The sequence below is a fragment of the Catellatospora paridis genome (genome assembly GCF_009720365.1).
GTDB lineage: Bacteria > Actinomycetota > Actinomycetes > Mycobacteriales > Micromonosporaceae > Catellatospora > Catellatospora paridis.
In genome coordinates this window covers 52,943-67,105 of sequence record NZ_ML769317.1, presented here as the reverse complement: position 1 = coordinate 67,105, position 14,163 = coordinate 52,943, and the positions used below count along the sequence as shown (strand labels likewise).

The 14,163-nt window shown below is 68.1% G+C and carries 7 protein-coding genes; 2 read left to right on the top strand and 5 right to left on the bottom strand.

Annotated features, from left to right (window positions below):
- Window positions 1-91 precede the first annotated feature (91 nt).
- The 3 genes from F9C41_RS18285 to F9C41_RS41335 form a co-directional block, all read right to left on the bottom strand.
- Window positions 92-2,920, bottom strand: a complete 2,829-nt coding sequence (locus F9C41_RS18285; RefSeq protein ID WP_155388040.1) for a helix-turn-helix transcriptional regulator — start codon at window positions 2,918-2,920, stop codon at window positions 92-94.
- A 158-nt stretch (window positions 2,921-3,078) separates the two neighbouring features.
- On the bottom strand, window positions 3,079-3,897 hold the full coding sequence (locus F9C41_RS18280) for an enoyl-CoA hydratase/isomerase family protein (protein ID WP_230689723.1): 819 nt from the start codon (window positions 3,895-3,897) through the stop codon (window positions 3,079-3,081).
- Window positions 3,898-4,096: 199 nt separating this feature from the next.
- On the bottom strand, window positions 4,097-4,501 hold the full coding sequence (locus F9C41_RS41335) for a hypothetical protein (protein ID WP_230689722.1): 405 nt from the start codon (window positions 4,499-4,501) through the stop codon (window positions 4,097-4,099).
- Window positions 4,502-4,802: 301 nt separating this feature from the next.
- Between F9C41_RS41335 and F9C41_RS18265 the strand changes: the two genes are divergently transcribed.
- Window positions 4,803-5,678, top strand: coding sequence for a fumarylacetoacetate hydrolase family protein (locus F9C41_RS18265; protein ID WP_155388038.1), 876 nt, complete (start codon window positions 4,803-4,805; stop codon window positions 5,676-5,678).
- A 412-nt stretch (window positions 5,679-6,090) separates the two neighbouring features.
- On the opposite strand, the gene F9C41_RS18260 is transcribed toward F9C41_RS18265, so the two are convergent.
- Complete coding sequence (locus F9C41_RS18260) at window positions 6,091-6,933, bottom strand: hypothetical protein (RefSeq protein WP_155388037.1); 843 nt, start codon at window positions 6,931-6,933, stop codon at window positions 6,091-6,093.
- On the bottom strand, window positions 6,930-7,253 hold the full coding sequence (locus F9C41_RS18255; protein WP_230689721.1) for a PadR family transcriptional regulator: 324 nt from the start codon (window positions 7,251-7,253) through the stop codon (window positions 6,930-6,932). The genes F9C41_RS18260 and F9C41_RS18255 overlap by 4 nt, the downstream gene beginning before the upstream one ends.
- 950 nt (window positions 7,254-8,203) lie before the next feature.
- Here F9C41_RS18255 and F9C41_RS18250 point away from each other — a divergent pair.
- Window positions 8,204-13,966: a ThuA domain-containing protein gene (locus F9C41_RS18250; RefSeq protein ID WP_155388275.1), complete on the top strand. Its 5,763-nt coding sequence runs from the start codon at window positions 8,204-8,206 to the stop codon at window positions 13,964-13,966.
- Window positions 13,967-14,163: the final 197 nt, after the last annotated feature.

Genomic DNA, 14,163 nt, shown 5'->3' with positions numbered 1-14,163 from the left:
GTGGGCTGTCTCGGCGACACCCATGCATCCGGCCCTGGTCAGCAAATCCGACCCTCCCCGCCCAGTGTGGTCACACCGTTCCAGCCAGCCATCAACTAGATGGCCTGGATCGGGGAGGTGTCCACGCGCCATCGAGCTTGGCGTCGAGGGCGGCCGCGCGCAGGTCCCTGCGGGAGCTGATGGCAAGCTTGGTGAAGACCTTGCGCAGGTGCCACTCGACGGTGCGGGGGCTGATGAACAGCTCGGCTCCGATCTCATGGTTGGTGCGCCCGTCGCGGGCGCGGGAGGCGATCAGGGCCTCCTGGGGCGTGAGGTCTGAAACCGTGTCCGCCGAGCGCTTACGGACCGTCTCGCCGGTGGCGAGCAGTTCGTTTCGGGCGCGTTCCCCGAACGCTTCGGCGCCCATGGCCGTGAGCATGTCGTGGGCGCGGTGGAGGTGTTCGCGGGCGTCCTGTCGGCGGTTCTCGCGGCGCAGCCATTCGCCGTACACCAGATGTGCCCGCGCCAGGTGCGCGTTCATGCGGCAGTCCCCGAACCGGTCGATCGCCTCGCGGTAGAGGTCCTCGGCTGCCGGACCTTCGCCCAGCAGCGCCCGCGAGCGGGCCTCGCTGCCCAACGCCCACTGCGTGCCGCTTGCCTGCGTTCGCTCCGCGAGCTGCTCCAGCGCTTGTTCGCCGACATCGCGCCGCCCTTCCCGCGCGGCGGCCTCCACCAGTTCCGTCAGCGTCCACGACCTGGCCACGAGAACGTCCCCGGTGATAGCGCGCTCGGCGGCCGCCAGTGCCGACGAGTAACGGCCCAGCCCGTTGTCCAGCACCGCGGCGGCGTATTCCGTCAGCACCAGAGCGCTGCCCTCGCCGCGGGGGGACGCGTCCTGGATGCCGAACCGGGTCAGCTGGGCAGTGGCCTGCTGGTCCCCCCGCCAGGCGGCCAGCATCAGCGGGGAGTACGGCGGGGGTGACACTCGGATGGCGGCGTCGAGCGCGACGGACTCGTCGTTGAACGCGGCCGCGGCGGTGAAGTCCCCGGCCTGGATGTGATAACTGGCTAGATAGTCCAGCGCCACGGGGAGCATGCTCAGCGTGCCCGTTTGCCGGGCCACCCGCACTTCGCGTTCCAGGAGGTTCAGCCACGCCGTGTCCTCCCACAGCTCCATCGCCACCAGCGAACAGGCGAGGCAGACCAGGGTGAGGCCGGTGGGGCCGGCGCCGGAGACCTCCAACGCCCGCCGCAGGGTGGGCACCGCCTGCGGGAATCCCTGCGTGAACTGCGTCGAAAGCCCGTCGAGTAGAAGATCGGCGGCCTGTTGCGAGCCCGGTTCGACCGGCACCGTCCGGGCTGCGGCGGCGACGGCGCGCACGCCTTCCTCGGGTTGCGGCTGACCGGCACCGGCGCACATCGCGGCCAGCAACGCCTCAAGGTACGTCTCCCGGGCCATCGCCGCGTCCAGTGGAGCGAGTCGCTGCGCGGCCTGCAGCAGCAGGTCCGGCGCGTCGCTGCCACGACTGCGGTAGAACACCAACTGCGCACCCAGGCGTTCGCACCGGGCCTGCTGCAGCCGGTCAAGCGGACTCAGCTGCGCCATGGCCAGCAGGTCCTTGGCCGCGGCCGGAGCGCCTGCCTCGCCCGCGGCCTGCGCGGCGGCCAGGGCGCGTTCTCCTCGACGGCGCAGGTCGGGGGTGAGCTCGGCGGCCCGTTGCAGGAAGGCGGCGGCGGCCGCGGCGCCACCACGGGACTTGGCGCGCTGCGCCGAGTGCTCCAGGTCCTGGGCGACCGACTCCTCCGGCACCGCCGTCGCCGCCGCGAGGTGCCAGGCACGCCGGTCGGGGTCGGTCAGACGGTCGGTCGCCTCGGCCAGCGCCAGGTGCACCTGTCGGCGTTCGGCCGGTGCGGCGGAGCGATACACGGCGGAGCGCACCAGGGGGTGGGCGAAGCGCACCCAGGCGCCCACCGTGATCAACCCGGCTGCTTCCGCGGGCGCCGCGGCGTCGGCAGGCAGGCCCAGCCGGGATGCGGCACGGCGCAGCAGCGCTGGATCGCCGAGGGGTTCGGCGGCTGCCACCAGCAGCAGCCGTCGGGTCTGTGGGGCAAGGCCGTCGAAGCGCCGCAGGTAGCCCCGCTCGATCCGGCTGGCCCGGCTGATCGGCGGCCGGCCACCGGGCAGGTCGTATCCTCCGGCCAGTTCCGGCGGAGTCGGCTCGCCTGGCAGTTCCAGCAAGGCCAGCGGGTTGCCGCGGGCTTCGGCGAGGATCCGCTCACGCACCCGCTCATCGAGCGGTCCGGGCACCACCGATGCCAACAGTGAGCGCGCGTCCCGGTCGCCGAGACCCCCGACCACCAGTTCCGGCAGCCCCGCCAGCTCGAGCTCGCCGGGCCGGTACTCGCTGTCGTTCTGCTGGTAGCCGTCGTCGTGCACGCGTACCGCGAAGACCAGGCCGATCGGGTCGGCCATCAGCCGCCGCGCGGCGAAGGCCAGGGCCTGCGCTGATGCCCGATCGAGCCACTGGAAGTCGTCGACGAGACAGAGCAGCGGTCGATCGGCGGCTACTTCGGACAGCAGGGTCAGCGTCGCCAGACCGACCAGTAGCCGGTCGGGAGGAGCCCTCTCCTCGAGTCCGAACGCTCCACGGAGCGCATCACGCTGCGGTTCGGGCAGGCGGTCCAGGTGATCCAGCATCGGCGCGCAGAGTTGCTGCAGGCTCGCGTACGCCAGCTCGATTTCCGACTCTACGCCCGATACGCGGTATGTCCGCAGGGCCGAAGCTTCTTCTGCCAGATAGTCCAGCAGCGCGGTCTTGCCCACGCCGGACTCGCCGCGCAGCACGACAGTAGCGCCCCTGTCCTGCTTCACCTCACTCAAGAGCCGGTCGAGCACCTCGCACTCGGCGCGACGACCATACAGCGCTCGGCCCGCAGTCATGTCGAATGTCTCCTATGCGGAGCGACCGACCGGGACCCTTTGCCGGCGAGCACCGGCCCGGCAGCCCTGACCTTCGATTTCTCCGCCGCCACCAGCGTAGTACTGGCGACCGGGCCGTCGAGCGGGAACTGCGTTCGGTCTCCGCAAAGACCACGCCTCTACGAGATGTTTCCAGGAGAATCGACGTCCGGCTGGCGCCCGAGGTGATATCCCAGGCGCAGTTCGTAGTCGCCCGGCTGGTTGCGTCCGGCAGCGCTGGCGGCGGGCAGCCTGCGCTTGGATCCCGGCCAGCCGAAGGACGAGAGGTAGATGTCATAGGAGGACTTCAGATCGTCCGCGGACGGAAGGGTATACCTGTTGACCTGCTGTTTCACCGCGGTGATCGATTCCTTGTCGAACGAGGAGATCCGCCGGGCGAGGTCGTCGACCAGCGAGTCGAGCTCCCCGTCGGGGACCGTACGGTTGACCCATCCGTACCGTTCGGCCAGCTCGCCCGGGTAGTCGTCGCTGGACAGGGCGACCTCCAAGGCCCGTGCGCGGCCGAGCAGCAGCGGCAGGTGCTCCAGACCGCCGCCGCCGGGCAGGTTGCCGTTGGCGGTCTCAGGCTGGCCGAACAGTGCCCTTTCGCTGGCGAAGCGCATGTCCATCGCCTGGGTCAGTTCGCTGCCCACGCCTCTGACCCGTCCACGGATCTTCGCGATCGAGACGACGGGCAGGCGCGACAGGCGCGTGCTGGCGTCGATCAGCAGCGGGTAGCCGCTCGCCCCGAGCTCCTTGGGCGTCTCGGCGACCCGGGAGGTGTCGTAGTGGTTGAGGAAGTAGTCCGGGTTCGCCGATTCGAACACGATGACACGCAGCTCCGAATCGGCCGCCAGCTGGTCGACCAGACGCGGGAGCTCGGTGAGCGTCTCCGGGGAGACCAGGTTGATCGGAGGGTTGTCGAACGTGATCCGCCACAGTCTCCTGGTCTCGGCCACTACGGAAAAGTGGGTCCACGGTTTCACAAGTTCGTCTCCTTGTCCGACGCCGCCCGGCCCGGAAACCGTTCACTACCGGCACTCGTCCATCATCGCGGCCCGACGCGAGTAACTTCCACCAGACCATCTTGAAACACAATAATTCTGGCATCCGTGACACTCGCCGATCTCGCTCTTAGGGCATGGCCTGGGAGATGTCCTACCGGCGGCACGGTGCCAACCGCCCCGTCGCCGGCCGCTGCGCGCAGCACACCCGTGCCGCCCTTGTCCCGAGATTCCGCAGAGCTGGTCGCCCTGGAAATCGGTCGTCGTGGCACGTGACGATCTCGGTGATCGCCCCGCCGGTGACGCGCAGGACGTCGATCATGGTCGGCAGGTGCGTGCCCTCCCGCTTCCGCCAGCGGTAGAAGACGGGCGGGCTGCCGGTTGGTGCCGGTGTGGACGCACGCAGGCCCGTCATGGCCTTGAAGCCGCAGGGCTGGTCGTGAAAGTTGTCCGGGTTCGCTGATTCGAACACGACGACACGCAGCTCCGAAGCGGCCGCCAGCTGGTCGACCAGACGTGGGAGCTCGGTGAGCGTCGCCGGGGTGGCCGTGCGGCCCACGGCCGCCTACGTCGCCTGTCGCCCACCTGCAGCACCCGGGCACCCGATCACTTCGGGCTCTCACCTACCAACCCGGCCACAAGTCCATATACTTTGACCAAACCACCTGGTGAGACGGGGATCCGGGTATCCCTGGGATGCTCCTATGGATGTCAGCGCCGGGTATGTGCTGAAGTCAACGAGCAGTGCTTCGTGTAATTCACGGGAGAGCATGCTCTGCTCTTGCGGCATGGCATGGGAGATGTCGCCGAACGTCCGCGCAAAGACTGTTCGGCGGACATCGGGCACGTATGGAGGCCTTATGCGCTCGGCACACATCGACGGGCGACTCGTCATCAAGGCCCGGCGGGGCTATCTCGACGCCGCAGAGGCCAGCGGTCAGCGGTTCGGTCCCGACCCGCAGTCCGCGTTCGACGACTGGGAGGCGTTCTCATCCTGGACCCGGGAGTTCCTGGCGTCGCCGGACGCGGCGACAGCACCCCTGGTCGGCACCGACGACAGCACGAAGTGGGGTCCTCCCGTGCCCCGGCCGACCCAGATCTTCGCGGTCGGCCTGAACTACCGCGACCACATCGCCGAGGCGAAGCTGGAAGTGCCGACCGAACCGGCCATCTTCGCCAAGTTCCGCGCGTCCCTGACCGGCCACGAGAGCGCCGTCACCCTCCCCGAAGGGCTGGTCGACTGGGAGGCCGAGCTCGTCGTCGTCATCGGCCGCTACTGCTACCGCGCGACTCGGGAGACAGCGTGGTCATACGTGGCCGGGCTGACCGTGGGCCAGGACCTCTCCGAACGCCGGATGCAACTGGCCGGACCGGCACCGCAGTACGGCCTGGCCAAGTCCTACCCTGGCTTTGCTCCGCTCGGCCCGGAGCTGGTCAGCGCTGACGAGTTCGCCGACCCCGACGACCTCGAACTGGGCTGCAGGCTCGAAGGCGGCGAGGTCCTGCAGAAGAGCCGCACCTCCAGGATGGTCTTCGACGTACCGGAGATCATCACGTATGTGTCGGCCGTGTGCCCCCTGCTGCCGGGCGACGTGGTGTTCACCGGCACCCCGGCCGGCGTCGGCGTCGGCCGCACTCCCCCGAAGTTTCTCGCTCCGGGTGACGTGCTGGTCACCTGGATCGAAGGCATCGGAACCCTTCGCAACCCGATGCTCGCCCAGGCCAGCGAGGCATAGCGGCCGGGTCGGCGAGCCTGCGCTTGATGGATTCCATGTCGAACGGCGTCTAAGTCTGGCCACGAAGTCAACTCCGCAAGGGCCAACAGTGCGTCGCACCAGCGCCGCCGAACCCCTCGTCGCCGACCCAAAACGGACCGCCTGACGTAAACAAAAAGTCCGATCACCCCGAAAATAATTCGCGATGAATCGGACTAAATCAGCACAAAAAGTGTCCGAGGAAAGACACAAACCAAAACCCAACCGGGTCCTATGCTGTCGGTACCCATCCCGTTGATCTAGGGACGTAGCGCACGACACCCATGGTTGACATCAAACTTGACCGGCCTGCCGACGTCTCAGGACGTTGGCAGGCCGGAAATGCCCTGCTATCCGGCATTCCGGCTGCGGGGACTCGCTTTCTCTCGTACCGCTAGTCGCGGAACCAGACGATCATTGCCGAGCCGAAGGTGTTGTCGGTGATGACCACAGCGAAGCTGGCCGCCGCCAGCAGACCTAGCACGATTCGCCAGCGCCTGGGCAGTCCGAACCGGCCCACTGCCAACCCGGCCGCGGCGATCCCGGTGCCCAGTAGCGTCAGACCGGTGACCGAGGTGCCGAGCGATACGGACATGTTGACCGCGGTCAACGTCAGCGCGACCGTCCCAATGACCGCGCCTCCAGCCAGCGTGTACAGCCGGTCCTGCCAAGTCTGGCGGAATGGCAGCAGCAGGAAACCGACGGTGACCCCAGCTGCTACAGCCACCAGAACCAGGTCCATGCCGATGGCGGCGTAGCCGCCGAGTTCCAGTGCGGCCCGCAGCAGCGACGGCAGCGATCGCTCGTCGATGGGCCACATCATTTCCGGGCCGTGGTCGATGCCGGCGGCTTGGCGTGCCGGAACGTCGAAGGCCAGGTACGGGCCGGCGATCACGACCGACCAGCTCAGCAACGTCCAGCCGAGACTGATCGCGACGATCCAGGCCAGCATCCTTGCCGTGAGCACAGCCGGTGGCGACACGCTGCGGGGACCGTCGACCTGGGCGTGGCGGGCGAGGGCGATCAGGGTGGGCAACGTCCAGGCGGCGGCGAGCAGGTACCGCCAGCGGGCGGCCGGCTGGCGTTCGCGGGCTAGGTCGGCCAGGTCCGCGGCCCACTCCGCTTGTTGGCGGGCGCGGAATTGCGACGGCAGAGCCGAGCCGAGCGCGGCCACGAGCACCCGGTCGATGCGGGTCAGAGCGCCGGTGCGGCGGCCCGCCTCCTGGTGGGCGCTCACCACGCCAACTTACGGGTCGAGGTGGCCCGGCGGCCGCGTCGCCGAGCGTTCTCGGCCAACACGTCGCGGACGGCGCCGACGCCGTCCGCGGTCAGCGTGTAGTACCGGCGGCGGGGCCGGCCCTCCAGGTGCGGGTCGACCTGCTCCTCCCGACTGCTCAGCCAACCGGCGTTCTCGAAGGCCACCAGGATGGGGTAGATGGTGCCGGGCTCCAGACCCGCAGCCGTAGCCAGTTCGAGCCCGTACCGCTCCTGTGTCGGATCATCCAGGAAGGCATGGAGCACCAGCAGCCGAGGTGTGGTCATGCGTAGCTCAGCCATGTGCGTACTCTATATAGCTAGTCTTTGTTCTGCATAGCCCCATAACCGTGTGAGCTCAAGCAAGAGGTGGAGCAGCGCGTGCCGCTGTGCCCGAACCCGGTGTCGTCGACCATGCCGCTGGCAAGCCTGTCAGGATCTACGGCTCGTCCAGGACATCACCGTTCTGGAGACCTCACGGACGGCGCAGGGATAGCCGTCGAACGCAAGCGCTCATCGACGCCTCCTTCCGTCCCATCAAACCGCACCAGCCATGAAGAACCGGCGAGGGCTTCATCAGAAATCCCGGCCCGAGTCGATCCGCCTCTGAGTTCCTTGTTTGCACCGACCTCCGTGCGCCGGCTCGCAGCGGGCGGCGGAGATCGATTGGCTGCGCGCCGACGTTGACGCGGCGCGCGAGGAGGAGGCTCGGCGCTGGACGAGGCGGCCGAGGCCAAGCAGCCGGCCACCCGCGAGCTGGCCGAGCTGGAGAAGGAACACACCGAACTTCGGTGGCGACGCGACGACGCCCGACAGGAACTAACGGGCCTTCGCCTGACCCGAACCACCGCACAACGGGCCCGTAACGCCGCCGAGCGCAAACTCGCGCAGGCCGAAGCCGTACTGGTAGCGAGATCGCTTTCGGAGTCGTGACCGTCGGGCGGCTCGATGGTGAGTGGTCGTGCCCGGTTTACTAGGGTCCCTAATGGATTACCCAGCCAGGACTCTGTCGGTGTCGGGCGTTATCGAAGCGTTACCAAATTGACCGGCATCATTCTGACCACAACTTCGGTAGCGCCGCTAGTTTGTTTGGGGCGTGAACTATTACCCCCCCCACTGGTCTTCGGCGAGCCGCGGCGGGCTCTGAAGTCCCGTCCAGGCATTGGAGATTCTTCGTGTCCGTACAACGTCGTAGCCGCACCCATCCGAATATCAGAGCGCGATCTCTCCTCGGTTCGGTGCTCGCGCTCGCCATGACCGTGATCTCGCTTGCCGTCGGGCAGTCGCCCGCGCAGGCCACGCCGGCAACCACCAATCAAGCCAATGCGGCGCTTGCTCCGTTCTCGGTGCTGGTCTTCTCGAAGACCGTCGGGTTCCGGCATGATTCCATTCCCGCTGGTATCGCAGCGATCCAGCAGCTCGGCGTCGACAACGGGTTCACGGTTGCCGCGACGGAGGACGCTGGCGCGTTCACCGACGCCAACCTCGCGCAGTACGCGGCGGTGATCTGGCTGTCGACCACCGGTGATGTGCTCGACGCCGCTCAGCAGGGGGCCTTCGAGCGCTACATCCGTGCCGGTGGCGGTTTTGCCGGCGTGCATTCCGCATCGGACACCGAGTACGGCTGGGCGTGGTACGGCAGCCTGGTCGGCGCCTACTTCTCGGCGCACCCGAACAACCAGCAGGCGACCATCAAGGTCGAGGACCCGTCGCACCCGTCCACGGCTTCTCTGCCGGCGCAGTGGTCGCGGCTCGACGAGTGGTACAATTACCAGGCAAACCCGCGCAGCAAGGTGCACGTGCTGGCCAGTCTGGACGAGCGGACCTACTCGCCGGGCACCGGTGCGATGGGCGCCGACCACCCGATCGCGTGGTGCCAGGATTACGACGGCGGCCGGTCCTGGTACACCGGTATCGGTCACACCATCGCGTCGTACACCGAGCCTTCATTCCTGGCTCATCTGCTCGGCGGCATCCAGACGGCGGCCGGCGCGCTCGACTCCGACTGCAGCGCGTCGCTGACCAGCGGGTACGAGAAGGTGACGCTGGACGGCAACACGCAGAATCCGATGGAGCTGGACATCGCGCCGGACGGCCGGGTCTTCTACATCGAGCGCGACGGCCGGGTGCAGATCATCAAGCCCGCCACCGGCACCACGGTGACCGCGGTTGATCTCGATGTCTTCACCGGCAACGAGGACGGCCTGATCGGCATCCGGTTGGACCCGGACTTCGCCACCACCCACTGGGTCTACCTGTACTGGGCGCCCAACGATGGTATGACGCGAAACCGGATCTCCCGGTTCACGGTCAGCGGCGACAGCATCGACCTGGCCAGCGAGAAGGTCGTGCTGGAAGTGACAACGCAGCGCACCACCTGCTGCCACGCCGGCGGTTCGATGGTGTTCGACAGCGCCGGCAACCTGTACCTGGCCACCGGCGACAACACCAACCCGTTCGAGTCCGACTCATTCACCCCGATCGACGAGCGGGCCGGGCGCCAGAATTATGACGCCCAGCGCACCTCCGGCAACACCAACGACCTGCGCGGCAAGGTGCTGCGCATCCACCCGGAGGCGGACGGCACGTACACCATCCCGAGTGGGAACCTCTTCCCGCAGGGTACGGCGTTGACCCGGCCGGAGATCTTCGCGATGGGCTTCCGCAATCCGTTCCGGATCGGCATCGACGCGAAGACAAACACGCTGTACGTGGCCGACTACGGCCCGGACGCGGGCGCGACGAACCCCAACCGCGGCCCGGAAGGCACAGTTGAATGGAACATCGCCCAGGCCGGCAACTACGGCTGGCCGTACTGCCACGGGGCTAACTACGCCTACAACGACTACACCTTCCCGAGCGGACCGTCCGGCGCGAAGTTCGACTGCGCGGCGCCGGTCAACAACTCGCCCAACAACACGGGTCTGACCAACCTCCCCCCGGCGATCAGCGCCACCGTCGACTACGACTACAGCGGCAACGCGCTGTTCCCGGAGATCGGCGGCGGCGGCGCGCCGATGGGCGGGCCCGTCTACCGCTACGACCCCAACCTCGTCTCCGAGCGCAAGTGGCCGGCGTACTACGACGGCAAGGCGATGTTCGGCGAGTGGAACCAGAACAAGATGTACGCGTTCCAGGTCGCCGCCGACGGCAAGTCGCTGGTCGACATCAACAACATGCTCAGCGGCATGACCTTCCTGCGGCCGATGGACTTCGAGTTCGGTCCCGACGGCGCGCTCTACCTGATCGAGTGGGGTACCGGATTCGGCGGCAACAACGGCGACTCCGGGATCTACCGCATCGACTACATAGCGGGCGAGCGGGCCCCGATCGCGGTCGCGACCGGCACGCCGGACTCCGGACCGGCGCCGCTTACGGTGCAGTTCTCCAGCGCCGGGTCACGTGACCCCAACGGCGGGGCGCTGAGCTACGCGTGGACGTTCGGTGACGGTGGCACCTCCACCGCGGCAAACCCCTCGCACACCTACCCGGCTGCCGGTGACTACACGGCGCAGCTGACGGTCACCAACACCGCCAACCGTACGGCCGTCGCGAACGTGACGATCACGGTCGGCAACACGGCGCCCACAGTCACCATCTCATTCCCGCCCGACGGCGGCTTCTTCGAATGGGGTGACCAGGTCCAGTACACCGTCGCGGTGACCGACCCGGAGGACGGGACGATCGACTGCTCGCGGGTGACCCTGCAGTACTACCTGGGTCACGACCAGCACGCCCACCCCCTGCAGTCGTACACCGGGTGCACCGGCACCGTGCAGACGTCGCTGGCCTCCGGTCACGGCGCTGACGCCAACGTGTTCGCCGTGTTCGAGGCCACCTACACCGATGCCGGCGGAGCCGGCGGCTCCAACCCGTTGACCGGCAGGGCGATCGAACAGCTGCAGCCCAAGCGCAAGCAGGCCGAGTACTTCACCGCCACCGGACGGGCTCCGGACGGCGTCGGCGGCGGCGACCAGGGCGTGCAACTGGAGACGACGACGGACACCGCCGGCGGCTTCCAGAACATCGGCTTCATCGAGGACGGCGACTTCTGGTCGTACGCCCCGGTGAACCTGACCGGTATCGACGCGCTGCGGTTCCGGGTGGCGTCGAACGCCGCTGGCGGACGCATCGAGGTACGGGCCGGCGCGGCGGACGGGCCGGTGCTCGCCACCGCGACAGTGCCGGGCACCGGCGGCTGGCAGAGCTTCACCGATGTCACGGCGACGCTGAGCAACCCGAGCACGGTGACAGGGCCGCTGTTCCTGGTAGCGAAGAACCCGGTAGGCGACACCGGCACGGGTTCGTTGTTCAACGTCAACTGGGTCGACTTCCTTGGACGCGGCGTGACCGACAACGCGCCACCGGTGGTCACCGCGTCAGCGACGCCCACCACCGGCACCGCGCCGGTGCTGGTCACCTTCACCGGCTCGGCGACCGACGCCGAGGGCGACAACCCGCTGACCTACCTGTGGGAGTTCGGAGACGGCGCCACAGCCGGCACCGCCAACGCCACGCACACCTACGCCACCCCCGGCACGTTCACCGCGACGCTGACCGTGTCCGATGCGCGCGGCGCGAAGTCGTACGCCAATGTGGTCGTCAGGGTCGAAGCGCCGAACAACGCCTGCCTCGGCGCCCGGTCGGACAACTTCGACGGCACGGCACTGGACAAGGGCCGCTGGTCGACAGTGGTCCGGGAGAACCAGCTCTACTCGGTGGCCGGTGGCACGCTGCTGCTGCCCACCGCGGTCGGCGACCTCTACGGCACCCGCAACGACGCGACCAACCTGATCCTGCAGCCGGCGCCGGACGGCGCCTGGCAGGCGACCACCAAGGTGTCCGTCGCCGTGGCGGCCGACTACCAGCAGGCCGGCTTGATCGTGTACGGCGACGACGAGAACTACGCCAAGCTCGACCTGCTGTACGCAGGCTCCAGGAAGTTCGAGTTCATCCGGGAGACCGCCGGGTCGCCGCGCAACGGCGCCGCCGACGCGGTCAGCGCCCCGGCAGAGCTCGGCAGCACGGCCTACCTGCGGTTGACCAGTGACGGCGTGAACCTGACGGCGGCCTGGTCAGCTGATGGCGTGACGTTCGCGCCGGTCGGGCAGTCGGCCGCGCTGGCCGGCATCGTCAACCCGAAGGTGGGCATGTTCGCCCTCAACGGCGGCACCACCGCGCCGGTCGTCGACGCGGCGTTCGACTGGTTCCAGGTCACCCCGGACGCTCCGACCGGGCCCATTGACCCGTCCGACGAGTTCAACGGGTCGACCCTGGACCGGTGCAAGTGGAACGCAGTAGTCCGCGAGGACACCAGCAAATACCGGGTCGCCGGCGGCAAGCTGGAGATCGACGTGCCCAACGGGGACATCTACACAGGTGCCAACACCGGGCCTACCAACTTCATCCTGCAGAACGCGCCGTCCGGTGACTGGACGCTGGAGACGAAGGTCGACGGCAGCCAGCTCAACGAGCAGTACCAGCAGGCAGGCCTGCTGGTCTACCTCGACGACGACAACTACCTCAAGCTGGACTACATCGTCGACAACACGGCCGGCTCGCCGGTCAGCCGGCGGATCGAGTTCCGCAGCGAGATCGCGAGCGTGGTACAGAACCCGCAACCCGGAATCACCAACCTCATTGGCGCGGTATGGCACCTGCGACTGGCCCGGGTGGGCAGCGTCTACACGGCGTCCTACTCGGCGGACGGCACCACCTGGACGGCGCTGGAGCCGCTGACCAACACGGCCGTCGGTGACACTGCCAAGGTCGGGCTGTTCACGCTCGGCGCCAACCAGACGGCGTCGAAGCCGGCAAGCTTCGACTACTTCCGGTTGACCACGCCGGGCACCGGCGACACCACAGCGCCGGTCACCACGGCAGCAGTAACCGGCACGGCCACCGCCGGCTGGTACACCGAGTCGCCGACGGTCACCCTGACCGCCGCCGACGAGGCAGCCGGCAGCGGCGTCGCGACCACTCAGTACCAGCTCGACGACGCCACGACGTGGACCACCTACACCGAGCCGGTGCTGATCAGCGGGACCGGAATGCACCAGCTGCGCTACCGCTCCACCGACACCGCGGGCAACATCGAGCAGGCCAAGACCGTCGAGGTGAAGGTCGACGTCACGGCGCCGATCACCACGGCGACGTTCGCACCGGCCAACGACGACGGCTGGCACGCCGGGCAGGTGCCGGTGGTGCTCGCCGCCACCGACGCCGGTGCCGGCGTGGCCAAGCTGGAGTGGTCACTGGACGGCGGGTCGTGGACGCCCTACACCGAGCCTGTCAACATCGGCGGCGACGGGCAGCACGAGCTGCTCTACCGGGCCACCGACGGGGCCGGCAACGTGGAGACGCTGAAGTCCGCCAACCTGAAGGTCGACGGCAACCAGCCGACCGTCATCGTGGCAGGGTTGGCCGACGGCCAGCTCTACGGCGACAGCCAGGACGTCCGGGTCACCTTCCAGGCCGTAGATCCGACCTCTGGTATCGCGTCGGTCGTCGGGACGCTCAACGGCGCGTCGTACGCGACCGGCACCCTGCAGGCCATGTACGAGCTGCGGCTCGGCCTGCACGAGTTGACGGTCACCGCCACAGACAAGGCCGGCAACAAGACGGTCTCGACAGTGCGGTTCTACGTGACGACCTCGTTCCGGGACATGCAGAACCTGCTGGACCGGTTCAAGGCGACCAGCCGGCTTTCGGCCAACGCGCACAAGAAGTTGACGACCAAGCTGACAGCGGCTCGCCAGTCCGAGGCGAACGGCAACGACGCCAAGGCCATCAACCAGCTCAAGGAGTTCCGCGCGCTCGCGTTGAACACCTCGCTGGTGCCCGAGGCCGAAGTCCGGGCGGTACTCGTCCGCGACACCGATGCCATGATCATCAGGCTGGGCGGCACACCACCGACCAACGCCGGGGTCAAGACCAACGGCGGCACGTCACTGGCCGGCGTCGGCCGGTTGGACGGTGACGTTGTCCGCATCGGCAAGAACGGCCGTCTGAGGTAGACAAGCACCATCTGGTACGAGGTCGCGCCGTCACGGACTCCGTGGCGGCGCGACTTCGTACACCATGATGCCGCGCGACGAGCATCTCGCTCGAACCCGATCAGGAGAAGCCGATCACCGTTAGACCGCTTGCCAACGGCTCAAGACGAGGGTCGGGAATCCCCCGACAACGAGCTCAGCAGCAGAAACATAAGCGA

What these genes read in the sequence shown, in the direction of transcription:
- F9C41_RS18250 (WP_155388275.1), top strand. Translation starts at nt 8,204, where the DNA reads ATGACCGTGATCTCGCTTGCCGTCGGGCAGTCGCCCGCGCAGGCCACG.
- F9C41_RS18255 (WP_230689721.1), bottom strand. Translation starts at nt 7,253, where the DNA reads ATGGCTGAGCTACGCATGACCACACCTCGGCTGCTGGTGCTCCATGCC.
- F9C41_RS18265 (WP_155388038.1), top strand. Translation starts at nt 4,803, where the DNA reads ATGCGCTCGGCACACATCGACGGGCGACTCGTCATCAAGGCCCGGCGG.
- F9C41_RS18285 (WP_155388040.1), bottom strand. Translation starts at nt 2,920, where the DNA reads ATGACTGCGGGCCGAGCGCTGTATGGTCGTCGCGCCGAGTGCGAGGTG.